Consider the following 26,101-nt stretch of genomic DNA (forward strand, 5'->3'; position numbering starts at 1 on the left):
GCCGTCAGTCGCCAAGGACCGACAGGTCCTGCTCGGCCTCCGGCACTGCCACCGTCCCTCTGCCGTCCGGCAGCGTCTGCACCGTGAACATCGGGATGCCGTCCTGCGGCAGCGCCAGCGTGCGCGACGCGTGTACCGGGCCGCCCGACACCGTCTCGACCGTCAGCGCGTACGAGCCCTTCAGCCCGGCCGGGACCGGCGGGGTGGTGACGGCCAGCGTCGTACCGGCCTTGACCGTGTATGTCCTGACGACCTGGGTGCCCCCCTCCGTACCCGCCGATGCGATGACCTTGACCTGAGCCGCCGCGCCCGGCGCGGTCAGCGAGAGAGTCGAGCCCTTGGCGCGGTTGTCGGCGGCGGTCGCCCGCTCCCCCACCGGGACGGTTGCCGGAATGAACGCGACCTCCTGCTTGTCGCCCTTGCCGCGCACGACGCGCAGCGCCGCAACCACCGGGGTGGCGCGGCCGCTCTGGGCCGGACTGAGGATCAGCGATCCGGCCTCGCCCTTGGTGACGTCCCGCAGGTCGACGGCCGCGGTCATCCCGGACTTGACGTGCAGCGTCTCGTGTCCGGCCGGGGTGATCCGGCCGGTCGCGCCCGCCAGTTGCACCTTCAGGTCGGCGTCGTCGTCGCCGGGTGCGAAGGCCACCAGCTGTACCGAGGTGGCGTCCGCCGGAATGCCGGGCAGCACCAAGGTGCCCGACGGGTCGGCCGATGCGGCCAGCCAGTCGCTGCCCGTCTTGTCGTCGGCGGCACGGACCACGGCGCCCACGCGGCCCGTACGGGTCGTGACATGGACGGTCACATCCCCGGCGGGGTCCGCGGTCAGGGTGGACAGCAGCACCGGGACGCTCGATCCGGCCGGGACCGGGATGCCCTCGGTCAGCGTGGTCTTGAGGGTGCCGTCCTTGCCGTACAGCTCGATGTCGGCGACGGCGGGTGTGTCGTCCGGGTTGGTGAGGTGGACGTAGTCCTGGCGCGCTTCGGCGGTGGACGCTCCGGGAAACCAGAAGTCGGTGTCGGGCGCGGTGCAGCTGACGCCGAGCAGGCCGCGCGCGCCGCCCGCGGTGACCGTGGTGGTCTGCTGGGCGGTCCAGCCGGGGGCGAGGCTGCCGGTGGCCGTGCCGACGAGCGCGGGGGTTTCGCCGCCGCTCGCCTTGGCGGCGACCGGCTTGCCGGGCTCCTTCAGCGCGAGCAGGGCCTTGTCCTGCCCCGGCTTCTTGACGCCCTTCGCGGCGTCACCCGCCTTCGCCCCGTCCTTCTTCGGTTCGGTCTCGGTGTCGGGGGCGGCCAAGGTGGCGGCGGACGGCTTGAGTTCGGCCTTGCTCTCGTTCGCCGCGCCGTCCTTCGCCACGCCGGTCTTCCCCGCCGGGGTGAAGGCCGTGTACGCGGTCTCGGAAAGTTCGGAGCCGCTGGGCGCGGGGCAGAGCAGGCTGGAGCGTTCGACGGGCATCCGCGCCGGGGCCTTCGCTTCCGCCGCCGAACCGCTGTCGGGTGCGGTGAGGGCCGCGAATCCGGTGACCGCTGCGAGGGCGACGGTGGTCGCGATCAGGGAGATGGTCGTGCGCTTCACTCTGACTCGCCTCGCGATGTGTTGCCGGGATGGCCGGGGTGCTGGTCGGTCTCGCTGCCGTCGGCGTAGGGCTGCCCGGCCTGCTGTCCGGTCTGCTGTCCGGCCTGCTGTCCGTAGGCGTAGGGGTCGTACTGCCCCTCCTGGTACTGCTGCCCGTCGCCGTACTGCCCGTCCGGGTAGGGAGCGGGCTGGTACGGGTCCGCTTGGTAGGGGTCGGCCTGGTACGGCTGCTGCTGGTACTGCTCGCCGACGCTGTACTGCTGCTGCTGGTCGCCGCCGTACTGGTACTGCTGCTCGTTGCTGTACGGAGTGGCGTATCCGGCGTCCGCGTACGCCTGCGCGTCCCATTCGCCGTGCTGCTGCTGGGGCACCGCCGCGTACGGCGCCGGCTGGTGCTCGTCCTGCTGCTCGTCCTGCTGCTGACCGAAGACGTCCGGTTCCACGAACGCCGCGGCCTGCGGAGCCACACCCGCCTCCGGCTCCAGCTCCGTCTCCGACCCGGCCTCCGCCTGGGCGCGCAGCCTGCGGGCCCTGCGGCCTTCACCCTCGACCGGCTGTGCCGGTACAGCGATCTCCTCCTCGGGCAGGTCGTCGTCGATCTCCCGCCGCCTGCCGGGCAGTGCGAGCACCAGCAGCACCAGGGCGAGCGCGCCCTGGGCCCAGATCCAGCCGGTGTGGGTGGCGGGGTCGTCGTAGGTCAGGTCGAGCCGGCCGCCCTCGGCGGGGAGTTCGAAGCCCTGGGCCCAGCCGTCGACGGCTGTCTTCTTGAGTACGCGGCCGTCCAGCGTGGCCTGCCAGCCGTCGTCCGCGCGGTCAGCGATGCGCAGTACGCGGCCGGACGCTCCGGCCGGGATCTTGGCGTGGGCCTCGACGGCGTCGGAGGCGACGGGCAGCGGTTCGCCCTTGCCGGAGACGATGGTGGCCCGGGCGACCTGGCGGTCGACGCGCCACAGTGCGCTGCCGTCGAGCTGGCTGAGCCTGCTGAGGCCGGGGGTGGCGTCGAGAACGCGGCTGGTCTGGCGCGGTACTCCGTCGCGTACGAGCACGTACCGGACCGCGAAGCCGCTGAGCTCGCTGGTCTGGTCGGCGCCGGAGCCCGCGACGAGATTGGCGACGATCTTGTCGAGCCGGGCGTCGCCGCCACCCGCCTCGGCGAGTTCGGCGTCGCCGAGGCGGCCGCCGGAGCCGCGTACGAGGGTGTACGAGACCTTGGCGGCCGAGCTGCCGCCGAGCACGAGGGTGCGCGGCTGGTCGCGGGTGTCGCTCTCTTCGGCGACGAAGGCGGGCACCTGGACGGGGTCGCGCCTCTCCAGGGGGCCTGCGGCGCCAGTGAGCATCCAGTTGGCGGCGGCGAGGAGGGGGGCGATGCCTGCGGCGAGTGCGATGAGTACGGCGACGGGCTGGCGCCAGCCGAAGTTCTGGGCGGCGACGCGGCTGCGGCCGCCTTCGCCGCCGAGTACGGCGGCGGCGAGGAGTGCGATGCCGTAGACGAGGGTTGCGGGTCCTGCCCAGCCCGAGCCGTTGGCGATGGCGGCGAAGATCAGCCCGACCAGCGCCACGGCCCAGGAGGCACGGATCGCGAACTGCCGCTCGCCGCGCAGCAGGGCTGCGAGCGCCGCGAGCACGATGCCGATGAGCAGGATGCCGCCCGCTGCCTTGGGACCGCCGGGGCTGATGCCGAGGAGGTCGAGCGCGGAGGCCGATCCGGCCCCGAATTCCAGTCCGGCTTCGCGGAAGAAGGCGGACGGGCCGGTCAGCAGGGTCAGCGACCAGGGGGCGAGGATGAGCAGCGGGGTGCCGACGGCGGCGAGGAAGCGCAGTCCGTAGGCGGTGATGTCGTCGCGGCGCAGTACGAGGACGGCGAGGCCGAGGACGAGCGCGATCGGCCACACGATGGGTGTGAACGCCATGGCGAGGGTGAGCAGGAGTGCGTACGCCCAGGTGGCGCGCCAGCTGCCACGCCCACTGCCGCTGCTGCGCAGTCCGTGGGCGGCGACGCCCGCGCGCGCGATGAGCGGCAGCAGGATGGCGAGGACGGCGGTGCCGAGGCGTCCGGTGGCGAGTGCACCGGTCGCTGCGGGCAGGAAGGCGTACGCGATGCTCGCCCAGGCCCGCAGCAGCCGGGATTCGACGATGGGGCGGGAGGCGAAGTAGGCGGTGAGTCCGGCGAGCGGGACCGAGCAGACGAGCAGCACGGTGAGGGCGAAGCCGGTGGAGCCGAGGAAGAGCGTGGACAGGCCCGCCAGTACCGCGAGGTAGGGCGGTGCGGTCTGGGTGCCGCCGGTGCCGAGGGGGTGCCAGTTGTCGGCGTAGCGGGACCAGAGGTCGGAGACGTCGGCGGGGGCGGGCAGCAGTGCGCCGCCTGCGAGTGCGCCGCTGCCGAAGAGGCCGCGGCAGGCGACGACCGAGACGAGGAGCAGGAGGGCGAAGAGGACCGGTCCCGGCTTGCGGGCGATTTTCTTCAGGCGTGCGAACTGTTCGATCTCGAGGAAGTCCGCGTCGTCCCCGCCGGGTCCTGATTCGACGACGCCGTGGCGTGAGCCGCCGGAGTCGGCGTCGGAGCCGCCGCCGATGTGGCCTGCGACCTGTTCGACGGTGGCGCGGATGGTCGCGCCGGGCGGCGGGAAGAGGGGGCGCAGTTCGCCCGCTTCGACGGCGCCGCCTTCTCTGGCTCGTCTGCGGCGTCCGGCGATGATCCGTTCGGGCCGCAGCAGAGTGCCGAAGAGTCCCATGACTTCGTCGACGGCCTGGCCGGGGACCTTGCCGACGAGGTAGGCGAGAGTGCGCAGCAGGGTGCCGATGACGATGCGCAGGAGTACGTACGGGAGTGCGGCACCGCGCGCGTTGGCGAGGAGGGTGTAGACGGCGCCGGCCTTGTCGACGCGGTGGGGGCTGGTGACGGAGCGGCCGGCGCAGTCGACGGTGCGGCGTTCGCGGGCCGAGGCCTCGGCGTGCCGCATGACGGCGTCGGGGGCGATGAGGACGCGGTGTCCGGCGGCGTGGGCGCGCCAGCACAGGTCGACGTCGTCGCGCATGAGGGGCAGGCGCCGGTCGAAGCCGCCGAGCTGGTCGAAGACGTCGCGGCGGATGAGCATTCCGGCGGAGGAGACGGACAGGACGGAGCGGGTCTGGTCGTGCTGTCCCTGGTCCTGTTCGCGCCGGTCGAGTCCGGTCCAGCGGCGTCCGCTGTTGGCGATGGAGACGCCGGCTTCGAGGAGTTGTTTGCGGTCGTACCAGCCGCGGAGTTTGGGGCCGACGATGGCCGCGTATTCGTCGGAGTCGGCGACGCGCAGGAGTTCGGCGAGGGCGCCGGGTTCGGGTGCGCTGTCGTCGTGGAGGAGCCACAGCCATTGGACGGGTTCGCCGTGGGGCAGCTCGGGCATGTCGTAGGCGTCGTCGCGCCAGGTCCTGCTGACCGGGTCCCAGCCGCTGGGCCGCTTCAGGTAGGGCAGCTCGTCGGGGGTGAGTACGCCCGCGGTGCGGGCGGCCTCGTCGACGGCGGTGCCGAAGCCGGTGCGGCGGGCGAGGTGCAGTACGCGTTCGGCGCCGAGGGCTTCGGTGACCAGCCGCGCGGAGTCGTCGGCGCTGCCGGTGTCGGCGGCGATGACGTTCTGTACGGGGCGTTCCTGGCCGAGCAGTCCGGCGAGGGCGTCGGGGAGCCAGCGTGCACCGTCGTGGGAGACGAGCACGGCGGTGACGACATGCCGCGGGAACTCTGGCGGGTGTGCGGGAACAAACGCGGCTGTGGTGGGGGACATTGAGGTACGGGCCCTCCGGCCGGGGGGTCGCCCCGTAGGGGCGTTGGAGCGTCTCGGACGGGGCCCCACACTAACGGTATGAAAAAGCGCTGCGGCGCGAAGCGCCTCGGTGGGGGGTGGCGGTCGGGCGACGGGTGGGACAGAGCGGTCCGCCGACTGCTGAGAGTGCGCAGTCGGCGGACCGTGGTTTACGTACTGACTTGTGGTGTTTGGTCTGGTCTCGGGCAGTACTGTCGCCCCGGGTATCGGTGCGGTGTTCAGACGGCGGCCTTCTTCAGTCGGCGGCGTTCACGTTCGGACAGGCCGCCCCAGATGCCGAATCGCTCGTCGTTGGCGAGGGCGTACTCGAGGCATTCGGAGCGGACTTCGCAGGCGAGGCAGACCTTCTTGGCCTCGCGGGTGGAACCGCCCTTCTCGGGGAAGAAGGACTCGGGATCGGTCTGCGCGCACAACGCGCGCTCCTGCCAGCCGAGTTCCTCGTCCGCGTCCTCGACCAGCAGTTGTTCGAACAGCTCGGTCATGTGCGCCCCTCGTCTGTCTCTTACGTCCCCGTGGTGTCGCCGTTATCCGTTTCGACCGAACGACACGAGTGAAATTACAAGTGTGTGGCTCCGGGCCAGTCAAGCCGAGATCTGCTATCGGGCCCGGTATTCACTCTGCGGAACCAAAGTTATGCGGAAAGTGTTCAAATCATCAAAAACCTGACACATGCCAGCGGCCTGCTCTCCACTCACCTCCTCACACAGAGAAAGACGTCGCAGGGTTCGATCATGTTGCCCGTCGAGCCACTGAAGCGATCCGGATCACAGTCCGGTCACGGAGCCACAACGGCGTTTGCGAGCGCGGTTGCTGCGCCATGTCTCCGCAGCCGCGACCGCACAAACCTTTCTCCGCCTCCAGTAACCGGATGAGGTGAAACATTGCCGCCAAATCGGGCATTGGGTTGACAGTAATGAGCCCACACGTCACCTTTGATTCCATGCCAGTGACCTCAGCGCCCTCCGCGACCCCACTCCGTGGGTTCCGCAGCGCTGTCCAGGCTCGCTGTTGCTGTTCCAGCTGTTGATGCCCTAGCGCTCCAGCACCTTCACCGCATTGCGGCTCAGCCCGCATTCCCCCGAGCTCCGACCGGGGGAACCCCAGCACTGCAACTCACGTTCTCTGCCGAGGAACCACCGCACCCATGAACAGCGACAGCGACCTCCAGATCGCCGGCGACATCCTCGCCGTACAGCACCTTCTCCAGCCCGCCCGCGAGCACCCGGCCACCGTCGCCGAGTTCGTCGGCCTCGCCCGCTCCATCGCCGCCGACCGCGCGCAGTGGGCCCACCTCGTCCAGTACGACACCGCCACCCGCTGGTACCACCGGCTGCGCACCGGCCCCGGCTACGAGGTGTGGCTGCTGTCCTGGGTCCCCGGACAGGGCAGCGGGCTGCACGACCACGGCCTGTCCTGCGGTGTGCTGAGCGTCCTCGACGGCGAGCTCACCGAGCGCAGCGAAGGAACCTCCCGGGCGCTGGCCGCCGGCGCACAGCGGGTGTTCGCGCCCGGCTATGTGCACGAAGTGGTCAATGACGCACTCGAGCCGGCCGTCAGTCTGCACATCTACTACCCGGGTCTGACCGAGATGCCGATGCACAGCGCGCAGTGCTCCCCGGCCCACCGGGACGTCGTACCCGCCTGACAAACTGTCCGTATGCGCATTGTGGTTTTGGCCGGCGGCATCGGCGGCGCCCGTTTCCTCCGCGGCCTCAAGCAGGCCGCGCCCGACGCGGACGTCACGGTGATCGGCAACACCGGTGACGACATCCATCTGTTCGGACTGAAGGTCTGCCCCGACCTCGACACCGTGATGTACACCCTGGGCGGTGGCATCAACGAGGAGCAGGGCTGGGGGCGTACCGACGAGAGCTTCCGCGTCAAGGAGGAGCTCGCGGCGTACGGAGTGGGACCCGAGTGGTTCGGGCTCGGCGACCGTGACTTCGCGACGCACATCGTCCGTACGCAGATGCTGGCCGCGGGCTATCCGCTCAGCGCGGTGACCGAGGCGCTCTGCGCGCGCTGGAACCCGGGTGTGCGGCTGCTGCCGATGTCCGACGACCGCGTCGAGACGCATGTCGCCGTCGAGGTGGAGGGCGAGCGCAAGGTCATCCACTTCCAGGAGTACTGGGTGAGGCTGCGGGCGTCCGTGGCGGCTGAGGCCGTCGTCCCGGTGGGCGCGGACCAGGCAAAGCCGGCGCCGGGGGTCCTTGAGGCGATCGCCGCAGCCGACGTCATCGTCTTCCCGCCGTCCAACCCCGTGGTCAGCGTCGGCACGATCCTGGCGGTGCCGGGGATCCGCGAGGCGATCGCGGAGGCCGGTGTTCCGGTGGTGGGCCTGTCCCCCATCGTCGGGGACGCGCCCGTGCGCGGGATGGCCGACAAGGTGCTGGCGGCAGTGGGCGTGGAGGCGACGGCCGCGGCCGTCGCCCAGCACTACGGCTCGGGGCTGCTGGACGGCTGGCTGGTCGACACGGTGGACGCGGGCGCGGTGGCCGAGGTCGAAGGGGCGGGGATCCGCTGCCGGGCCGTACCGCTGCTGATGACGGATGTGGACGCGGCCGCGGAGATGGCGCGGCAGGCGCTCGCGCTGGCCGAGGAGGTACGGGCGTGAGCTCGCCTTCTCCCTCATCCTCGCCCTCTCCCTCGTCCTCCCCGGCTCCCTCGTACCGGGTCTGGGCGCTGCCGGGTCTGGGTGAGGTCCGGCCGGGCGACGACCTCGCGAAGCTGATCATCGCCACCTCGCCCGGGCTCGTGGACGGCGATGTCCTGCTCGTCACCTCGAAGATCGTGAGCAAGGCCGAGGGGCGGATCGTCGAGGCGGCGGACCGCGAGGCGGCGATCGACGCGGAGACGGTACGGGTGGTCGCGCGACGCGGGCCCCTTCGTATCGTCGAGAACCGGCAGGGCATGGTGATGGCCGCGGCCGGCGTCGACGCGTCCAACACCCCTGCCGGGACAGTGCTGTTGCTGCCCGCCGATCCTGATGCCTCGGCGCGGGCGATCCGCGAAGGGCTGCGGGCGGCGCTGGGCGTCGACGTCGGCGTGATCGTCACGGACACCTTCGGGCGGCCCTGGCGCAACGGTCTGACGGATGTCGCGATCGGCGCGGCCGGAGTGCGGGTGCTGGACGATCTGCGGGGCGGGACTGATGCGCACGGCAATCCCCTGAGCGCGACCGTCGTCGCCACCGCGGACGAACTGGCCGCCGCCGGCGACCTGGTGAAGGGCAAGGCCGACGGCCTGCCGGTCGCAGTGGTGCGCGGCCTGGCCCATGTGGTGGCCGATGACGCGGAAGGCGCCCGGGCGATGGTGCGGGTCGCGGCCGACGACATGTTCCGCCTCGGCACTTCGGAGGCGGTACGGGAGGCGGTGACCCAGCGCCGGACGGTGCGGGAGTTCACCGACGAGCCGGTGGACGGCGGCGCGGTACGGCGGGCGGTCGCGGCCGCGGTGACGGCTCCGGCGCCGCATCACACGACGCCGTGGCGGTTCGTACTGCTCGAATCCGCGTCGTCCCGCACCGAGTTGCTGGACGCGATGCGCGACGCGTGGATCACGGACCTGCGCCGCGACGGCAAGTCGGAGCAGTCCGTCGCGAAGCGGGTGAAGCGGGGCGATGTCCTGCGCAGGGCGCCGTACTTGGTGGTCCCCTGCCTGGTGATGGACGGCTCGCACCACTACGGCGACGCGCGCCGGGACGCCGCGGAGCGCGAGATGTTCGTGGTCGCGGCGGGCGCGGGCGTCCAGAATTTCCTGGTGGCGCTGGCGGGCGAGCGGCTCGGCTCGGCGTGGGTGTCCTCGACGATGTTCTGCCGCGAGGTCGTACGGGACGTGCTCGGGCTGCCGGAGGAGTGGGACCCGATGGGCGCGGTGGCGGTGGGCCATGCGGCCGCACCGGCGAAGGAGCGCCCGGCGCGGGCTACGGAGGACTTCATCGCGGTGCGGTGAGGGTCCGATACGGAAAGGGGAGGCCGCGAGTCCTCCCTACAGGGCGCCGATGTCGCCGCGCGGCATCTTCGGGGTGCGGCGGGGCGGGGTGCGGCCGCTCAGGAGGATGAGGCGGGCGGCGCGGTGGCGCTGGCCCGCGTAGGGGGCGAGCAGTTCGAGCATCGCCGCGTCGTCGGCGTTGCGGTCGCCCGCGAGTGCGTAGCCGACGATGCCGGGCAGGTGGAGGTCGCCGACGGTTACCGCGTCGGGGGCGCCGTTGCTGCGCTGGACCGTTTCGGCGGAGGTCCAGGGGCCGATGCCGGGGATCAACTCCAGCCGTTCCTGGGCCTGTTGGGGCTCCATCGCCGCGGCCTCCTCCAGTCGGCGGGCGACGCGGACAGCGCGCAGGATGGTGGAGGCGCGCTTGTTGTCGACGCCTGCGCGGTGCCACTCCCAGGAGGGGATCAGCGCCCAGGTGCGGGGGTCGGGCATGACGTACATGCGCGCGTCGGGGCCTGGGGCGGGCTCGCCGTACTTCCGTACGAGCAGCCGCCAGGCGCGGTACGCCTCGTCCGTGGTGACCTTCTGCTCCAGGATCGAGGGGATCAGGGCTTCGAGGACCAGCGAGGTGCGGGTCAGGCGCAGGCCGGGGCGGCGGTGCTGGGACGCGGCGACGAGGCGGTGGCGCGGGGTGAACGCGGCGGGGTCGTCCGCCTCGCCGAGCAGGGCGGGCAGGTGCTCCAGCAGCCACTCGGCGCCCGGGCCCCATGCCTCGGCCTCGGCCTCGTCGGTGCCCGCGGCCGCGCGCAGGGCGACGCGGAGGGTGCCGGGGCCGGCGGGCGTGCGGCTGGCGCGCCAGACGGAGCCGTCGGGGGTGGTACGGAAGGTGGGATCTGCGGGCCCGCGGCAGAGCGGGCCGAGTACGAGCCCGAGGTCGAGGGGGCCGGGGGGTGTCCAGCGGCGGGTGTGGGCGGCGGTGACCTGGCGGGGGATGGCTTTGGGCATGGGGGTGTGGCCGCCGCGCACGGTGGTGCGGGTGGGTTGGTTCGGTGCGAAGCGTCCTGCCACGGTGTACGAGACTACGGGCTCGGGCCGCCTGCGGGGGGGCGCCCCCAGGCCCCCGTACGGCCTTCGGCCGTGTCCTCAATCGCCGGACGGGCTGACTTTGTCAGCCCCCTCCGGCGAGGCTCAGTCTCACTGGTCCGAGGAGAACCGGACCGACGACGCCGGGAGTACCGCGTCGCACCACACCCGCGCGCCCTCGCGCAGTTCGTTGTCCTCGCCCACCACCGCGCCGTCGCCGATCACCACGCCCGACAGAACCGTCCGGGCGCCGACCCTCGCGCCGGCGCCGATCAGGGAGGCGGAGATCACCGCGCCCTCCTCGACGATCGCGCCCTCCAGGACTGCGCTGCCGTCGATGCGGGCGCCTTCGGCGATCACCGCGTTCGAGCCGATGACCGTGCCGCCCGTCAGCTTGGCGTCGGCGGCCACCGTCGCCGACGGCAGCACCAGACGGTCGCCGCAGCGGCCCGGGACCGCCGGGGACGGGGCGCGGCCCAACACCAGGTCGGCCGAGCCGCGGACGAAGGCCTGCGGGGTGCCGAGGTCCAGCCAGTACGTGGAGTCGACCATGCCCTGCAGGTGGGCTCCCGACGACAGCAGGCCGGGGAAGGTTTCGCGTTCCACCGAGACCGGCCGGCCGGCCGGGATCGTGTCGATGACCGAGCGCCGGAAGACGTACGCCCCCGCGTTGATCTGGTCGGTGACGATCTCCTCGGGCGTCTGGGGCTTCTCGAGGAAGGCCGTCACCCGGCCGGTCGCGTCCGTCGGGACCAGGCCGAAGGCCCGCGGGTCCTCGACCCGGGTCAGGTGGAGCGAGACGTCCGCGCCCGACGACTGGTGGGTCGAGACCAGTGCCGCGATGTCCAGGCCCGTCAGGATGTCGCCGTTGAAGATCAGCACCGGGTCCTCGGGGCCCGAGTGGAGCCGGGACGCGACATTGCGGATCGCCCCGCCCGTGCCGAGCGGCTCCTCCTCGGTGACGTACTCCAGGTGGAGGCCGAGCGCGGAGCCGTCGCCGAAGTACGGCTCGAAGACCTCCGCCAGGTACGACGTCGCCAGCACGATGTGCTCGACCCCCGCCGCCTTCGCCCGTGCCAGCTGGTGCGTGAGGAAGGGGACGCCCGCCGCCGGAACCATCGGCTTCGGCGTGTGGACCGTCAGCGGCCGCAGCCGCGAGCCCTTGCCGCCGACCAGGAGGATCGCTTCTGTCACCGTGTCGTCTCTGCTTCCTGATGGGGCCGGCATGGTCACTCGTTCGAGACCGGCAAGTGTATGCAGGGGTCGGTGCGTTCCCCGTCAGCCACGTCCCTGGTACCTGGCCGAGGCGGTCCGGGCGGTGCCGAGCTTGCTGTAGAGGCGGCCTCCCGGACAGTCCGTGAGGAAACCGTCCCGGTGCCCGGAGATGACGTTGAAGCTGACCTTCTTGCCCTTCTTGTACTTCCCGCTCCCCCCTGATGTCAGCGTCACCTTGCCGCGCGGGTTGGCACCGAACAGTCCGAGCTTCCAGGCGGCCAGCCGGGCGACCGCGGTCACCGCGGCCGCGGGCGGGGTGGAGGAACTGTACGTGCCGAGCACGGCGATGCCCATGCTGTTCGTGTTGAAACCCAGGGTGTGTGCGCCGAGCACCGCCTTGGCCACACCTCCCGCACGGCCTTCGTAGATGTTTCCGCACTTGTCGACGGCGAAGTTGTAGCCGAAATCGCGCCAGCCGCTGCTCACGACGTGGTAGCGGTAGATACTGCGCAGGACTGAGGGCGCCTGCTTGCACGTATAGCTGTTGCCGGTGGCGGTGTGGTGCACGAAGGCGGCCTTCACGGACTTCGTGTAGACGAAGCCCTTCTCGCGCAGCGACTCGCTGGCGCCCCATCCCTTGCGCGTGATGATGCGCGGGCGGGGTCCGATGTACGGCTTCGCGCCGGCGGCGTCGGGCTGAGCCCTGGGCTGGACCTCAGGCGGGACCTCGGCCTGAGCCTCAGGCTGGACCTCGGGCTGAGCCTCGGGTTGAGCCTCCGTCTCCGATCGGGACAGGGCCGGGAGCACGGTCGGGGACATCGGGGGTGCCACCTCGGCACGATTCGCACCCGACTGGCCGTCAGCGAGCTCCTCGCCGGGGTTGACCAGTTCCAGGCGCAGCCCCGCCGGCAGCGGCGCCTGATGCTCCGCCTCGGCCCGTACGCGTACCTCCACGCCGTCCGACTCCCCGACCCAGAGCGGCGCCGTGGAACCGCGCACCTTCCCCGAATCGCCCTCCGCGGTGCCGGGGTCCGCGCCGTGCTCGTGGTTGTGGGTCTCGACGTCCTGCCAGCCGGACCAGGTCTGGGACCCGGTGGCCCGGGTGCGGACCTGGACGGTGCCGTGCAGTTCGGCGTTCACGTCGTCCCAGACGACGCCGACCATCGAGAACGGTCCCACGTCACGCTCGGTCAGACCCTGTTCCGCCGTTTGGCTCAAGGACCGGGCGGACCGGTCCGGGGCGGCTATGCGCGCGAGCGGCAGGGACTGGGTGGAGCCGGGCAGATCCGGCACTTGCGGGGGCGCAGCGACTGCGCCGACGGTCAGCGAGAGCGGCAGTACAAGCGCGGCTGAGCACGCGACGCCGATCGAAGAAGCTAGGTATCCACGCATGAATCCGATCCTGGGGCCGGCCCCAGGACCGTGCTCCCCGGGGAACTGACGGCCCATCGGTCCGACCGGGTGTACGCCGTCACCGGTACGGCGGCCCCTCCGGCACCCCGGCGCGTACGCTTGCGCGGGTGAACGCCAGCGACCGTACCCCTGCCGACCTGCTGCGATCCGCGCTCGCCGCGGACCCGGCGCGCCCCCTGGTCACCTTCTACGACGACGCCACCGGTGAGCGCGTCGAATTGTCCGTGGCCACCTTCGCCAATTGGGTGGCCAAGACGGCGAATCTGCTCCAGGGCGATCTTGCCGCCGCGCCCGGCGACCGGCTCGCGCTGCTGCTGCCGGCGCACTGGCAGAGCGCGGTGTGGCTGCTCGCCGCCTCCTCGGTCGGGGTGACCGTGGAGGTGGGCGGCGACCCCGCGGACGCGGATCTGGTCGTCAGCGGCCCGGACACGCTGGAAGCGGCGCGGGCCTGTTCCGGGGAGCGGGTGGCTCTGGCGCTGCGACCGCTGGGCGGCCGTTTCCCGCAGCCGCCGGCGGGCTTCGCGGACTACGCGGTGGAGGTGCCGGGCCAGGGCGACCGTTTCGCCCCATACGCACCGGTGGACCCGGACGCGCCCGCACTCGCGGTCGGCGGCCTGGAACTGACGGGCGTCCAGCTGGTCGGGCGGGCTCGCGCGGACGCGGCCGAATTGGGCCTTGCGCCCGGCTCACGGCTGCTGTCCGGACGTGCGTACGACTCCTGGGACGGGCTGTCCGCCGGGCTGTTCGCACCTCTCGTGGCCGGTGGGTCCGTGGTGCTGTGCCGAAACCTCGGGGAGCTGTCCCAAGAGGGCCTCGACAAGCGGGTCGAGAGCGAGCGGGTCACCAACACCGCGGTATGACAAGCCTCCGAGGTCCACTCGTGTGGCGCACACACGGGCCGAGCCCCCGGGACTGAGCGTCAACTCCGGTGGATGATCGGCGATACACGTGCTTCAACGCACAACCAAGCGCCAGGTTCCGCCGTCTAGTCCTGCGATCGGCGACCCAGCGCGCCGCCGACGCCACGAAGGATGGACGCAGACGTGACGGAAAGTGCTGGCACGCCCGCCGAACCGGACAGACCGGCCGAGGACGAGCCGCCGACCGGGGCGTCTGGGCGATCGGACGCCGGGGCGGCCGGTGCGGCCGGATCGGCCGCGGGCGGCGCGGGCGGGACGAGCAGTGCCGAGCCCGGCTCGGACAAGACCGCCGCGAGCGAGCCCGGCACGGACAAGACCGCCGCAAGCGAGCCCGGCTCGGACAAGCCCGGCACCGCCGACGCCTCGCAGGGCGGAGACGGTACGGACAGCGCGCCGCAGGACAAGGCCGCGGCCGAGACGGCCGACGGCACAGCGGCCGCTGCCGAGGGCCTGCCCGGCCACGCCGCAGAAGCCGCCCCTGTCGCCGAGACCGCCGCCGACGACGACGACGAAGCTGCTTCCGTCGGCACGACGGCCGACCTTGACGGCACTGCCGCCCCCGACATCCCGCCGGGCTCCGACACCGACGCCGACACCGAACCCCCCAACCGCAAGCACCACTGGCTCCGTTGGGTCGCCCTCGGGACCTCCCTCGTTCTGCTCGCCGCCGCGGCTGTCGGGTGGTGGTTCTACCGCAAGCTCGACGGCAACATCACCACCGACACCACCGCCGCCGCCGAGCTCGAGACGTACGAGAAGGAGCGGCCCACCCCCGTCGCACTCGACGCGCAGAACATCCTGCTCCTCGGCTCCGACACCCGCTCCGGCGACAACAGCAAGTACGGCCGCGACGACGGCGGCAGTCAGCGCTCCGACACCACGATCCTGCTGCACATCGCCGCCGACCGGCGGAGCGCCACGGCCATTTCCATCCCGCGCGATCTGATGGTGTCCATCCCGAGCTGCCGCAAGCCGGACGGCACGCGCACGAAGAAGCAGTTCTCGCAGTTCAACTGGGCGTTCGAGTTCGGCGGGACGGCCTGCACGATCCGTACCGTCGAGCGCTTCACCGGCATCCGCGTCGACCACCACATGGTCGTGGACTTCAGCGGCTTCAAGGACATGGTCGACGCCGTGGACGGCGTGGAGGTCTGCCTCAAGGAGCCGATCGACGACGCCGACGCGCATCTCAGGCTCCCGGCCGGCAAGCAGACACTCAACGGCGAGCAGGCCCTCGGTTTTGTACGCGCCCGCAAGTCCATCGGCAACGGCAGCGACACGGAACGTATGGACCGCCAGCAACAGTTCCTCGCCGCGCTCGTCAAGAAGATGCAGAGCAACGGCGTAATGCTCAATCCGACCCGGCTCTACCCGGTGCTGGACGCGGCCACCAAGTCGCTGACCACCGACCCGGGTCTGGACTCTCTGAGGGATCTGTACGACCTCACGCGCTCACTTCGCAGCATTCCGACCGAAAAGGTGCAATTCCTGACGGTTCCGCGGCAGCCGTACGCCGCCGACCCCAACCGCGACGAGCTCGTCGAGCCCGAGTCGGGCCAGCTCTTCAAGCGGCTGCGCGAGGACAAGCCCGTCACGGTCGTCACCGGGGACAAGGACACGGACTCGACCAACGAGAAGCCCGACGGCTCCGGACCCGGGAGCCCGAGCCCGACGCCCACTTTCTCCGGCACCAATGCCGCCGCGGCCATGTGTAAGTAAAACGATGACCAGCCGGAGTCGGCAGTCTAAGAAGATTGGGTGGATTGGCCCGCTTGTAAGGGGCGTGGAATTTGTCACGGACGTCGCTCCACGTTGAACTGGGCGGATAGTGTGACGCGATCCAGTGCTTCCGACCTTGGGTCGCACTGCTGGATCGAAAGACCGAGCGCCCTTCGGGGGAGGCGCCTCGCGAGGCACCGACGGAGGATTCAGGCAACCGTGGATGCGCAGAGCCGTGGGCGGGCGGACGAGATCGACCCCGCCGACCAGTGGGTACTAAACCCGCAGACCGGCAATTACGAATTGCGACTGAACCAATCCGCAGAGCAGTCGCCGGCCGCGAGAACCCCCTCTCCCAGGACCCCGGGCCCGAGAAGCTCGACGCGCCGCGGCACCGGCATGCCGGGCAGCGAAGCGCCCGGCCGTGGCGTGCCGGGCCGGGCTCCCGGACGGGACGTGCCGGGGCGCGAGGCGCCGGGCCGTGAGGTCCCGGGCCAGCGCTCGCGCCGTGCGGGCAGTGGCTCGGGCGGTACGACGCCTCCCCCTGCGGGCCGGCGCAAGCGCAAGCAGCCCAAGTCGCGCAAGAAGAAGGCGCTGCTGTGGACGGGCGGTGTGATGGCCTTCGTCCTCGTCGGCGGCTCCGTCGCCGCGTACGCCGTCTACCGGCACTTCGACGGGAACCTGAACACGGTTGACGTGACGGGCGCGGGCAGCGGCGGCTTCAAGAAGGACCAGGCCGTCAACATCCTCGTCATCGGCACGGACAAGCGGTCCGGCGCGGGCAATGAGTCCTACGGCGACAAGGACAGCGTCGGACATGCCGACACCACGATCCTCTTCCATGTCTCCAAGGACCGGACGAACGCGACCGCGCTGTCCATCCCGCGCGACCTGATCACCAGCATCCCGGACTGCGAGACCAAGACCGGCGACGGCACCAAGGTCATAGGCGGTACGACCAGGACCCGGTTCAACGAGAGCCTCGGCCAGGAGGGCCGCGACCCCGGCTGCACCATGCGTACGGTCAAGGCGCTCACCGGCGTCACCGTCGACCACTTCATGATGGCCGACTTCAACGCGGTCAAGACGATGACCACGGCGGTCGGCGGCGTCGAGGTCTGTCTCGCCAAGGACATCAAGGACAAGGACTCCAAGCTCAACCTCACGGCGGGCAAGCACGTCATCGAGGGCGAGGAGGCGCTGGCGTTCGTACGCACGCGTCACTCGGTGGGCTTCGGCGGTGACCTCAGCCGGATCGAGATCCAGCAGCAGTTCCTGAGCTCGCTGATCCGGAAGATGAAGTCGAGCGACACCCTCTCCAGCCCCACCAAGATGTGGGATCTGGCCGAGGCCGCCACCAAAGCGCTCACGGTCGACAGCGGGATAGGAAAGATCTCGAGGCTCCGCGATCTCGGCATGGAGCTCTCGAAGGTGGACCCGAAGAACATCACCTTCGCGACCGTGCCGGTGGTCGACAACACCGACGGCGCGACCGTCCTGCTCAATGACAGCAAGGCCAAACCGCTGTTCTCGATGATCCAGAACGACACCTCGCTCACCGAGGTGCAGCAGAAGGAGCAGGACGCAAAGAACAAGCAGCAGGGCCTGCTCACAGGGCCGAGAGCGGCCGCATCCGCGGTACGGGTTTCGGTCTTCAACGGCAGCGAGACACAAGGGGCGGCGCTGACGACGCTCACCTGGCTGCAGAACGAGGAGGGCGTACTGAAGTCGAGCAATGAGGGCAACGCCCCGCAGAAGCTCGCCGCGACGACGCTGACCTACGCGCCGAACCAGGCGGACCAGGCCCGCAAGCTCGCGGACCTGATGGGTCTGCCGGCCACGGCGCTGAAGCCGGGCACGACGGACGCCGAGGGAACCGAGGCGATGACGCTGACCCTCGGCGCCGATTTCAAGGGCGCGGGAGTGCCCATCACCGGCCCGGCAAAGGCGCCGGAGGGTGTGCAGAAGGTCGAAGCGGACAAACAGGTCTGCGCCAAGTGACGCCGGAACACCGGGTCACGGGCGGAGCCTGAACGACAGGGGGGACCCGGGGTGGGGCAAGGCAGGGTACGGGGGGAGGGGACGCGGTCTCGCGTCCGGCAGGCCCGTGAACTGGGCTGGGACGACAGCCTGTACGGCGAGGGGGCCCCCAAAGGGCGCACGGGCACGATTCCCCGCCAGGGCGGCGAAGGCCCCGGGCCGGAGGAGAGCGGCGACGGCCATGGCCACCGCGGCGGCGGCCCGCGGCGGCACGGGAAACGTGGCAAGCGCCGAATACTGCGCTGGGTCGCGTCCGTGCTGTCACTGCTGATACTGGCCACGGCCGGGGCGGGCTATCTCTACTACGAGCACCTCAACAGCAAGCTCAAAAAGGACGACCTGACGCTCGGCGACAAGATGCGCGATCACCAGGCCAACGCCGCGGGGCAGACACCGCTGAACATCCTGCTGATCGGCTCGGACGCCCGGGACTCCGAGGCGAACCAGAAGCTCGGCGGCGCCAAGGAAACGTTCAACGGCACCCCGCTGGCGGATGTACAGATGCTGCTGCACCTCTCGGCGGACCGCAGCAATATCTCGGTGATCAGCATGCCGCGCGACACCGTGCTGAAGATCCCGCAGTGCACGGATCCGGACGACGGCAAGACATACGCCGCCACCGGCTGGACGCTGACCAATGAGTCGCTCGGCCGCGGCGGCCCCGGCTGCACGGTGGCCACCTGGTACGAGCTCACCGGCATCACCATCGACCACTTCATGATGATCGACTTCGCGGGTGTGGTCTCCATGGCCGACGCCATCGGCGGAGTCCCGGTCTGCGTCAAGCAGAACGTCCACTCGCGCAACAAGCAGGGCCAGGGCTCGGGGCTGAAGCTCGAGGCCGGCACGCACCCCGTCAAGGGCGAGCAGGCGCTCCAGTGGCTGCGGACGCGCTACGGCTTCGACGACGGCACCGACCTCGCCCGCACCCGCGCGCAGCACATGTACATGAACTCGATGGTCCGCGAGCTGCGCAAGAACACCAAGCTCACCGACCCGGCCAAGCTGCGCAATCTTGCCGAGGCGGCCATCGGCGCGCTCACCGTCGACAAGGGCATCAACTCCGTCAAGCAGCTCTTCGACCTGGGCGAGGCGCTCAAGAGCGTCCCGACCGGCCGGATCACCATGACGACGATGCCGAACTACTACTCCGAACGGCCGGGGTTCTCCGGCAAGGTCGAGCCCCAGCCGGGCGACGCCGAGCAACTGTTCCGGATGGTCCGCGAGGACATTCCGCTGGACGGCAAGGCGCCGAAGAAGAAGCCGGCCGCCACCACGCCCGCGGTGTCCAAGGACCCGGCCGCGGCGCCCGGTGAGATCGCTGTGACGGTGCAGAACGGCACCTCGGGCGACGGCCGGTTCGCGGAGAAGGGCCGTGCGGCGGCGGTCGCCGGGATCCTGTCCGGCAAGGGCTTCACCGAGGCCAGGGCGGACGCCACGACCGACCCGCAGAAGAAGACGGTCATCCGGTTCTCCAACGCCGAGCTCGAGGGCGACGCTCAGGCGGTCGCCAAGTCCCTCGGGATTCCGCTGACTTCGGTCAAGAAGTCGACGGATGTCACCGGTATCTCGCTGGTGGTGGGCGCGGACTGGCGTCAGGGCGACGCGTATCCGAAGTCGGCGGTGCAGGACGACAACAAGACCCCGGCGTCGGCGAAGGCGCTGAACGGCGCCGACGACGAGGCCTGCATGCCCGTGCAGCCCGGCTTCACCTGGTAGCTCGCATGCGAAGGGGCCCCGGGTGCGCGTGCACCCGGGGCCCTTCGTATCCGTTCAGAGGTCTGTTCGGGGGTCTGTTCAGAGGCGTACGGGCATCAGACGGCCGTCGCCCGCACTGCCGGGCGGCGGCTCGCGATGACCTTCCGCGCCAGCGCGCGCGGGCTGGTCAGGAAGCCGTACCCCCACGACATGTGCATCGTGGCCAGCGCGACGGGGACCTGGAGGCGCGCCTTCAGCGGCAGACCCTTGCCCGCGGGGACCGAACCGGCGGCGATCGCGGCCAGATAGCCGGCCGGGACCACCAGGCCCCAGGGGGTCAGCGCCGCACCCACCACGATGCCCGCGGCGATCGCGCAGACGGCGGTCGGCGGGGCGAGGTAGCGGAGGTTGATGGAGCCCTGGTGGTAGCGGGCGACGACATGGCGCCAGCGCCCGTAGTCCTTGTACTGCTTGGCGAGCGCCCGCACGGAGGGCCGCGGCCGGTACTGGACCTTGAGCTCGGGCGAGAACCAGACAAGGCCGCCCGCCTCGCGGATGCGGAAGTTCAGCTCCCAGTCCTGGGCGCGGATGAACTCCTCGTTGTAGCCGCCCTGTTGCTCCAGCGCCTCGCGCCGGAAGACACCCAGATACACGGTTTCGGCCGGGGCCGCCGCGCCGCCGGTGTGGAAGGCCGCGTTCCCGACGCCGATCCTGGACGTCATGGCGGCGGCGACGGCGTGCTCCCAGTCGTTCTCGCCCTCGGCGTGCATGATGCCGCCGACGTTCTGCGCGCCGGTCTCCTCGAGCAGCCGGACCGCGGTGGCGATGTAGTTCGCCGACAGCATGCCGTGGCCGTCGACCCGCACCACGACCGGGTGCCGGGAGGCCTTGATGGCGGCGTTCAGCGCTGCCGGTGTACGGCCGGTGGGGTTCGGGACGGTGTGGACGCGAGAGTCTTCCCGTACGAGCTCGGCGGCGATCTCGTCGGTGCGGTCCGTGGACGGGCCGAGCGCGATCACCACCTCCATCTCGCCGCCGTACTCCTGCTCGAGGATGTGACGGACGGAGCTGCGCAGATGCCGCTCCTCGTTGAGGACCGGCATGATCACTGAGACAGGGGGCGTGGCGTTCATCGCCCGCCACGTTACCGCGAATGGGGGACACGGACGCGCGGCGGCCGGGTCGCTGCCGGTTGTCGCAGATCGTATGGGCCTACGGTGCTCAAAGATTCCCATGTCACCTGCGGAGGTGTCCCCCGTGCCCACGCCGCCCCGCTCCGGCCGTCCCCGGCCGACCGCCCATAACAGGACCGGACGGCCGGCCGGGACCAGGCGGCCCGTCGTCCAGCGGCCCCGCTGGGGCATGCGGGTGGCGACGACGCTCTCGGTCCTGGTGCTCGGCGCGGGCGGCATCGGGCATGCGGTGGTCACCAGCCTGGACACCGGCATCGGCCGGGTCGACCCGTTCCGGGACATGAAGAACAGGCCCGAGTCGGGCCATGGCATGAATCTCCTGGTCGTCGGCACCGACGGCCGCGACAAGATCACGAAGAAAGAGAAGCAGAAGTACCGCCTGGGCGGCGCGCCCTGCCACTGCACCGACACGATCATGCTGGTGCACATCTCGGCGGACCGGGAGCGGGCCAGTGTGGTGAGCCTGCCGCGGGACAGCTACGCCGAGATCCCCGAGCACACCGACGCCACCACCGGCAAACACCACGAGCCGCACCCGGTGAAGCTCAACGCGGCGTACGCGGAAGGCGGTCCGAGCCTGACGGTACGGACCGTCGAGCACATGACCAAAGTGAAGATCGACCACTTTCTGGAGGTCGACTTCACCAGCTTCATGAAGACGGTGGACGCGCTGGGCGGGGTGGAGATCTGCAACGCCCGGCCGCTGAAGGACTCGTACACCGGCCTGGACCTGGCCGTCGGGACGCACAAGCTGGACGGCGGGCAGTCGCTGCAGTACGTGCGCTCGCGCCATATCGACGGGGCGGCGGACCTGGGCCGGATGCAGCGCCAGCAGCGCTTCCTGGCGGCCCTCATCCACCAGGCGACGAGCAGCGGCGTCCTGCTGAACCCGGTGAAGCTCCGGGAGGTCACCTCGACGATGCTGAACTCCGTACGGGCCGACAAGGGCTTCGGCACCGAGGAGCTGCTCGCGCTCAGCAAGGCGATGCGGGGCTTCACGGCGGCCGCGTCGGAGTTCACCTCCGTTCCGGTCAGCGGTGCCGGCCACCCGGTGAAGGGCATCGGCTCCACGGTGAAGTGGGACGAGGCGAAGTCGAAGAAGCTGTTCCAGATGCTGCGCGAGGACAGGCCGCTCGCCCCGCACCGGCCGAAGCGGCCGAAGGCGACGCTGGTCGATGTGTCGCCGCAGCAGATCCGGGTGCAGGTCTACAACGGGACGCACACCGACGGGCTCGGCAAGAAGGTCGACGCGTCGCTGCGGGCGACCGGCTTCAGCACCACCCGCGCCCCGCTGACCGGCGGCGGCCGCGAGGTGCGGCGCACGTATGTGACGTACGACCCACGCTGGGACCGCTCGGCGAAGTCGCTCGCGGCGGCGCTGCCGGGGTGCGAGCTGCGGGCCGCGAAGGGGCAGGGGCCGACGCTGAAGGTGACGGCCGGAACGGACTACAAGGGCGTGACGGCGGTACGGGCGGAGGACCCGTACCGGGGCGAGTTCGGCGCGGTGACGGGGGACCAGGTGGTCTGCCCCTAACCGGGGCAGCGCCACCGCCAGGCCGTGCTCAGTCCTCCATGCCCTCCGCAGCGCGGCGTTCGCGGAGCTCCTTGATCGCACGGCGCCTCGCCAGCCGGTGCGTGCGCCGGATCTGCGCCTCCTGGTAGCGCCGCTTGTCACGCTCCGTCTCGGGGATCACGGGCGGTACGGCCCGCGGTTTGCCGTCCCCGTCGACGGCCGCGAAGACGAGGTACGCGCTGCCGACCTGCTGCGCAGGCGTCGACTCGTTCCAGCGCTCGGCCAGGACCCGGACGCCGACCTCCATCGAGGACCGTCCCGTCCAGTTGACCTGTGCCTTCACATGCACCAGATCACCGACCCTGACCGGCTCCAGGAAGACCATCTCGTCCATGGAGGCGGTGACCGCCGGCCCGCCGGAGTGGCGGCCGGCGACCGCGCCCGCCGCGTCGTCCACCAGCTTCATGATCACGCCGCCGTGCACCGTGCCGAGGAGGTTGGTGTCACTGCCGGTCATGATGTGACTGAGGGTGGTACGGGACGCCGAGGTGGGCTTGCCCGGTATCTCTGTCTCCGGGCGCTGGTCCTGATCTGTCATGCCCTCCACCATATGCGGGGCCCTGTGCGGGGCCGCATTGCATCAGCTTCGCAACAGCCCTGGTCCGATTTCCCACCCCCCCTGTGAGGGGCGAGAGCCGGACTGCACACTGGTCGGCATGAACGATTGGCCCGATGGGTGGTCCGGCGACCGCGGCAACGCCAACGGCAACGGACGTGGCTACGGCCGCGGCAGCTCGGGCGCCCCGCCCGAGGGCCCGCGGGTGATGCGCCATGTCCAGCGCCCGGCCCCGCCGCAGCACGGTGGCGTCCCCCCGCAGCAGTCGCGAGGGTACGACGAAGGCTATGACCAGCAGGCGTACGACAGCGGCTACAACACGGGCCAGGTCTACGGCTCCCCCGGCGGCGGCCAGGGCGGCGACGGCGTTCCGCCGCAGGGCCAGCCGTACCCCGGCCACGCCCCGAACTGGCGCCGCCGGCTCAAGATAGGTTCGCTGACGCTGGTCGTGGTGCTGCTCGCGGTCACCATAGGCACGTACTTCTGGGCCGACTCCAAGCTCAAGCGCGAGGTCGACCTCTCCAAGGTCATCGAGCGCCCCGGCGCCGGCGAGGGCACGAACTATCTGATCGTGGGCTCCGACAGCCGTGACGGCATGTCGGCCGAGGAGAAGAAGAAGCTCCACACGGGCTCGGCCGAGGGCAAGCGGACCGACTCGATGATGATCCTGCACGACGGGTCGAACGGCCCGACCCTGATCTCGCTGCCGCGCGACTCGGACGTGGAGATTCCGTCCTTCGTCGGCTCGGAGTCGGGAAAGACGTTCCCGGCGAAGGGCCGGCACACCAAGCTGAACGCCGCGTACGCCGAGGACGGCCCGGAACTGCTGGTCCGCACGGTCGAGCACAACACCGGCCTGCGCATCGACCACTACGTCGAGATCGGCTTCGCGGGCTTCGCCAACATCGTGGACGCGATCGGTGGCGTCGAGATCGACATCCCGAAGGCCTTCAAGGACAAGAACTCGGGCGCGGACTTCCAGGCGGGCAAGCAGACGCTGGACGGTGAGCAGTCGCTGGCGTTCGTACGGACGCGGTACGCGTTCGCGGGCAGCGACCTGGACCGTACGAAGAACCAGCAGAAGTTCCTCGCGGCCCTGGCGAGCCAGACGGCGACGCCGGGCACGATCCTCAACCCCTTCAAGCTCTACCCGACGATGGGCGCGGGCCTGGACACGCTGATCGTCGACGAGGACATGTCCCTGTGGTCGCTGGGCCAGATGTTCTTCGCGATGAAGGGCGTCACGGGCGGCGGCGGCACGTCGATGAACATGCCGATCTCGGGCAGCTCGGGCGGCAACCTGGTCTGGGACAAGGCCAAGGTGAAGCAGCTGGTGCAGCAGCTGAAGAACGACGAGAAGGTCACGGTCACCTCGGACCGCTGACCCACTCGGGCATCGCGCCTGGCCGAAGGCTCCGGACCTCACGGGTCCGGAGCCTTTGCCGTGCCTCATCCGGCCGGCGGCGCTGCGATCGCGCACCCGAGGGGGCCGGCCCAAGGCTGACGAGCACAGCGATCAGCTTCTTCTGACAGCACCGTGCCCCGAACCCGGATCAACCGGGCTCGGGGCGCGACTGCTCGGCGGTCAGCTCCTGGACGCGTACATAACGAATTCTGCCCACGCGGTGGGCGTGAAGCCGAGCCGCGGGCCCGGCACGTTCTTGGAGTCGCGGACGTGGACCGCGCCGGCGGCCGCCGCGACCTCGACGCAGTCGGGGCCGTCGGCCCCGCTGTAGCTGCTCTTGACCCAGGTCAGCCCGGAAGGAACTCCGGCCGAGGGCTTGACGCTCATGTCTCTCCCAGCAGTTTCTCGATGAAGGTCCGCGACAGCCGAGGCGTGAGCGCCTGCGACCTGATCAGGCCGTACCGCATCTCAAGGATCTGGACCTCCTTGGGGTCGCTGATCAGACGGCTGGTGAGCTGAACTTCGTTGTAACCCACAGCCGTACCGTCGCTCAGCTTAAGCAGCCTGTGCGGGCCGTCCAGGCCCGAGTGCTCCTCGGTCTCCGTCGGCATGACCTGGATCTCGACGTGCCTCAACGCGCTGACTTCCAGCAAGTGTTCGAGCTGTCGGCGCAGGACCATTCTGCCCCCGGTCGGCCGCCTCAGCGTCGCCTCTTCCTGGACGAACGTCAGGAGAGGCGCGGGTTGCCGTTCGAACACCGACTGCCGGGCCATGCGCGCGGCCACGAAGCGCTCGACCTGGTCCTCGGAGAAGGCGGGCCGCCGCCCCCGGTACAGCGCACGGGCGTACTCCTCGGTCTGCAACAGGCCGTGCACCGTGACACTGGCGTACGCACCCATCTCGACCGCGTCCGCCTCCAGCTTCGCCAAGTCCCGCACCTTCTTCGGGTACCGGGCCTCCATCACGTCCTTCTTCATCGCGGCCAGCTTCCCGCCCGCGCCCAGAACCTCGTCCGCCCTGTCCAGGAACTCCGGTTTCGGGATGCGCTTGCCGGTCTCCACCTTGTAGACCTGGTTCTCGCCGTACCCGATCGCCGCGCCCAGCTCAGCCGCGCGCATCCCCGCCGCCTCGCGCCAGAGCCGGACCTGTCGGCCGACCGCCGCGATCACTGCTCCCGAGTCGTCCTCCAGGTCCACGTCCCGGTCCGGCTCGTCCGCGCCGTCCGTCGTACCGTCCCTGCCGACCCCGTCCGCCATACGACACCCGCCTTCACCGCGTCCGCACCATGCCCGCCCTCGACGCCGTACCGGATGGACAGGCCCATACACAGCCTGGACAGTCACTGTCCGTACACGCGTCGCTCTGTTCAGCGTAAGCACGAACCGGCCACGCTGAGTCACGTGAATCTGGAAATCACCCGAACCGAACCTTCCGCTCCTGCCCGGCAGTTCGCCGTGCTGCTCTCCCCCACCCGCCGGGGCGCCCGGCTCGCCCGTCTGCTGGCCTCGGCCCAACTGGCCTCCTGGGGGCTTCCCTCGGAGGCGGCCGCGCAGATCGTCGCCGAGCTGGCCACCAACGCCACTGTCCACGGCCGCGTACAGGGCCGGGACTTCCGGCTGGATCTCGCCGTCCAGGACGACGGCAAGCGGCTCCGAATCGAGGTCACCGACACCTGTGGCGACCGCCTTCCGCCCGGTCCCGGCACCCCCGCCGCCCCGGCCGCCGACTCCGAGTCCGGGCGCGGTCTGCTGATCGTCGAAGCTCTCGCCGACCGCTGGGGTGTCGCGTCAGGACCCGTGCCCCGTAAGACCGTTTGGGCCGAGCTCGACCTCGTACCGTGACTGGTCGCACCGGGTCGCGGATTCCTGCGACCCGGCTGTCCGCGACGCGCTGCCGCACGACGCAAAAAGCTCTTAAGAACATTTGAAAGAACCGGGGAAAGTACCCACCCAACCCCACCCCGTCACCCTCCCGGGTGACTTTGGC

General features: G+C 70.7%; 20 protein-coding genes. 10 read left to right on the plus strand and 10 right to left on the minus strand.

The window, feature by feature from the left end; translation table 11 throughout:
- Nucleotides 1-4: 4 nt before the first annotated feature.
- The 3 genes from SLUN_RS15505 to SLUN_RS15515 form a co-directional block, all read right to left on the minus strand.
- Nucleotides 5-1,573 carry a DUF5719 family protein gene (locus tag SLUN_RS15505; protein WP_108149048.1) on the minus strand — a complete coding sequence of 523 codons (1,569 nt, stop codon included), beginning with the start codon at nt 1,571-1,573 and terminating at the stop codon, nt 5-7.
- On the minus strand, nt 1,570-5,331 hold the full coding sequence (locus SLUN_RS15510) for a glycosyltransferase family 2 protein (RefSeq protein ID WP_108149049.1): 3,762 nt from the start codon (nt 5,329-5,331) through the stop codon (nt 1,570-1,572). The genes SLUN_RS15505 and SLUN_RS15510 overlap by 4 nt, the downstream gene beginning before the upstream one ends.
- A 257-nt stretch (nt 5,332-5,588) precedes the next feature.
- A complete protein-coding gene (locus SLUN_RS15515) occupies nt 5,589-5,852 on the minus strand; it encodes a WhiB family transcriptional regulator (protein ID WP_023541320.1) in 264 nt (87 codons plus the stop codon).
- Nucleotides 5,853-6,514: 662 nt separating this feature from the next.
- Here SLUN_RS15515 and SLUN_RS15525 point away from each other — a divergent pair.
- Genes SLUN_RS15525 through SLUN_RS15535 form a run of 3 tightly spaced genes read left to right on the plus strand, consistent with a single transcriptional unit; the run spans nt 6,515 to nt 9,321 of the window.
- Nucleotides 6,515-7,015: a cysteine dioxygenase gene (locus tag SLUN_RS15525; protein WP_108149050.1), complete on the plus strand. Its 501-nt coding sequence runs from the start codon at nt 6,515-6,517 to the stop codon at nt 7,013-7,015.
- A gap of 12 nt (nt 7,016-7,027) precedes the next feature.
- Entirely contained in the window at nt 7,028-7,984 is a 957-nt protein-coding gene (gene cofD, locus SLUN_RS15530) for a 2-phospho-L-lactate transferase (protein WP_108149051.1), read from the plus strand.
- Nucleotides 7,981-9,321 carry a coenzyme F420-0:L-glutamate ligase gene (locus SLUN_RS15535; RefSeq protein ID WP_108149052.1) on the plus strand — a complete coding sequence of 447 codons (1,341 nt, stop codon included), beginning with the start codon at nt 7,981-7,983 and terminating at the stop codon, nt 9,319-9,321. Before cofD ends, SLUN_RS15535 begins: the two co-directional genes overlap by 4 nt.
- Nucleotides 9,322-9,357: 36 nt before the next feature.
- Here the strand turns inward: SLUN_RS15535 and SLUN_RS15540 are convergent, their stop codons facing one another.
- The 3 genes from SLUN_RS15540 to SLUN_RS15550 form a co-directional block, all read right to left on the minus strand.
- On the minus strand, nt 9,358-10,368 hold the full coding sequence (locus SLUN_RS15540) for a DNA-3-methyladenine glycosylase family protein (RefSeq protein WP_108149053.1): 1,011 nt from the start codon (nt 10,366-10,368) through the stop codon (nt 9,358-9,360).
- Nucleotides 10,369-10,494: 126 nt separating this feature from the next.
- Nucleotides 10,495-11,577, minus strand: coding sequence for a mannose-1-phosphate guanylyltransferase (gene manB / locus SLUN_RS15545; RefSeq protein ID WP_108149054.1), 1,083 nt, complete (start codon nt 11,575-11,577; stop codon nt 10,495-10,497).
- Nucleotides 11,578-11,661: 84 nt separating this feature from the next.
- Complete coding sequence (locus tag SLUN_RS15550) at nt 11,662-12,990, minus strand: peptidoglycan recognition protein family protein (RefSeq protein WP_108149055.1); 1,329 nt, start codon at nt 12,988-12,990, stop codon at nt 11,662-11,664.
- A gap of 128 nt (nt 12,991-13,118) precedes the next feature.
- On the opposite strand from SLUN_RS15550, the gene SLUN_RS15555 reads away from it, so the two are divergent.
- The 4 genes from SLUN_RS15555 (at nt 13,119) to SLUN_RS15570 (ending at nt 19,409) form a co-directional block, all read left to right on the plus strand.
- Nucleotides 13,119-13,871, plus strand: a complete 753-nt coding sequence (locus SLUN_RS15555) for a TIGR03089 family protein (protein ID WP_108149056.1) — start codon at nt 13,119-13,121, stop codon at nt 13,869-13,871.
- A gap of 183 nt (nt 13,872-14,054) precedes the next feature.
- Nucleotides 14,055-15,650, plus strand: coding sequence for an LCP family protein (locus SLUN_RS15560; RefSeq protein WP_371413832.1), 1,596 nt, complete (start codon nt 14,055-14,057; stop codon nt 15,648-15,650).
- A gap of 219 nt (nt 15,651-15,869) precedes the next feature.
- Nucleotides 15,870-17,651 (plus strand): LCP family protein, encoded by a 1,782-nt coding sequence (locus SLUN_RS15565; protein WP_108149058.1) that lies wholly within the window; start codon nt 15,870-15,872, stop codon nt 17,649-17,651.
- 51 nt (nt 17,652-17,702) lie between these two features.
- Nucleotides 17,703-19,409 (plus strand): LCP family protein, encoded by a 1,707-nt coding sequence (locus SLUN_RS15570; protein ID WP_108149059.1) that lies wholly within the window; start codon nt 17,703-17,705, stop codon nt 19,407-19,409.
- Nucleotides 19,410-19,504: 95 nt separating this feature from the next.
- Here the strand turns inward: SLUN_RS15570 and SLUN_RS15575 are convergent, their stop codons facing one another.
- Nucleotides 19,505-20,521 (minus strand): glycosyltransferase family 2 protein, encoded by a 1,017-nt coding sequence (locus tag SLUN_RS15575; RefSeq protein ID WP_108149060.1) that lies wholly within the window; start codon nt 20,519-20,521, stop codon nt 19,505-19,507.
- Between the two features lie 124 nt (nt 20,522-20,645).
- Here SLUN_RS15575 and SLUN_RS15580 point away from each other — a divergent pair, with 124 nt between their 5' ends.
- Nucleotides 20,646-22,115, plus strand: a complete 1,470-nt coding sequence (locus tag SLUN_RS15580; RefSeq protein ID WP_442759035.1) for an LCP family protein — start codon at nt 20,646-20,648, stop codon at nt 22,113-22,115.
- A 28-nt stretch (nt 22,116-22,143) separates the two neighbouring features.
- Here SLUN_RS15580 and SLUN_RS15585 read toward each other — a convergent pair whose 3' ends face one another.
- Nucleotides 22,144-22,692, minus strand: a complete 549-nt coding sequence (locus SLUN_RS15585) for an acyl-CoA thioesterase (RefSeq protein WP_108154766.1) — start codon at nt 22,690-22,692, stop codon at nt 22,144-22,146.
- A gap of 118 nt (nt 22,693-22,810) precedes the next feature.
- Between SLUN_RS15585 and SLUN_RS15590 the strand changes: the two genes are divergently transcribed.
- Nucleotides 22,811-24,094 carry an LCP family protein gene (locus SLUN_RS15590; protein ID WP_108149062.1) on the plus strand — a complete coding sequence of 428 codons (1,284 nt, stop codon included), beginning with the start codon at nt 22,811-22,813 and terminating at the stop codon, nt 24,092-24,094.
- A 201-nt stretch (nt 24,095-24,295) separates the two neighbouring features.
- Here the strand turns inward: SLUN_RS15590 and SLUN_RS15595 are convergent, their stop codons facing one another.
- Together SLUN_RS15595 and SLUN_RS15600 are read right to left on the minus strand one after the other, a co-directional pair.
- Nucleotides 24,296-24,502, minus strand: coding sequence for a DUF397 domain-containing protein (locus SLUN_RS15595; RefSeq protein ID WP_108149063.1), 207 nt, complete (start codon nt 24,500-24,502; stop codon nt 24,296-24,298).
- On the minus strand, nt 24,499-25,371 hold the full coding sequence (locus SLUN_RS15600) for a helix-turn-helix domain-containing protein (protein WP_108149064.1): 873 nt from the start codon (nt 25,369-25,371) through the stop codon (nt 24,499-24,501). Before SLUN_RS15600 ends, SLUN_RS15595 begins: the two co-directional genes overlap by 4 nt.
- Before the next feature lie 144 nt (nt 25,372-25,515).
- On the opposite strand from SLUN_RS15600, the gene SLUN_RS15605 reads away from it, so the two are divergent.
- Nucleotides 25,516-25,956 (plus strand): ATP-binding protein, encoded by a 441-nt coding sequence (locus tag SLUN_RS15605; protein ID WP_108149065.1) that lies wholly within the window; start codon nt 25,516-25,518, stop codon nt 25,954-25,956.
- Nucleotides 25,957-26,101: the final 145 nt, after the last annotated feature.

Origin of the sequence: Streptomyces lunaelactis (genome assembly GCF_003054555.1) — a bacterium.
Lineage (GTDB): Bacteria > Actinomycetota > Actinomycetes > Streptomycetales > Streptomycetaceae > Streptomyces > Streptomyces lunaelactis.

What these genes read in the sequence shown, in the direction of transcription:
- SLUN_RS15510 (WP_108149049.1), bottom strand. Translation starts at nt 5,331, where the DNA reads ATGTCCCCCACCACAGCCGCGTTTGTTCCCGCACACCCGCCAGAGTTC.
- SLUN_RS15515 (WP_023541320.1), bottom strand. Translation starts at nt 5,852, where the DNA reads ATGACCGAGCTGTTCGAACAACTGCTGGTCGAGGACGCGGACGAGGAA.
- SLUN_RS15525 (WP_108149050.1), top strand. Translation starts at nt 6,515, where the DNA reads ATGAACAGCGACAGCGACCTCCAGATCGCCGGCGACATCCTCGCCGTA.
- cofD (WP_108149051.1), top strand. Translation starts at nt 7,028, where the DNA reads ATGCGCATTGTGGTTTTGGCCGGCGGCATCGGCGGCGCCCGTTTCCTC.
- SLUN_RS15550 (WP_108149055.1), bottom strand. Translation starts at nt 12,990, where the DNA reads ATGCGTGGATACCTAGCTTCTTCGATCGGCGTCGCGTGCTCAGCCGCG.
- SLUN_RS15575 (WP_108149060.1), bottom strand. Translation starts at nt 20,521, where the DNA reads ATGAACGCCACGCCCCCTGTCTCAGTGATCATGCCGGTCCTCAACGAG.
- SLUN_RS15585 (WP_108154766.1), bottom strand. Translation starts at nt 22,692, where the DNA reads ATGACAGATCAGGACCAGCGCCCGGAGACAGAGATACCGGGCAAGCCC.
- SLUN_RS15590 (WP_108149062.1), top strand. Translation starts at nt 22,811, where the DNA reads ATGAACGATTGGCCCGATGGGTGGTCCGGCGACCGCGGCAACGCCAAC.
- SLUN_RS15595 (WP_108149063.1), bottom strand. Translation starts at nt 24,502, where the DNA reads ATGAGCGTCAAGCCCTCGGCCGGAGTTCCTTCCGGGCTGACCTGGGTC.
- SLUN_RS15600 (WP_108149064.1), bottom strand. Translation starts at nt 25,371, where the DNA reads ATGGCGGACGGGGTCGGCAGGGACGGTACGACGGACGGCGCGGACGAG.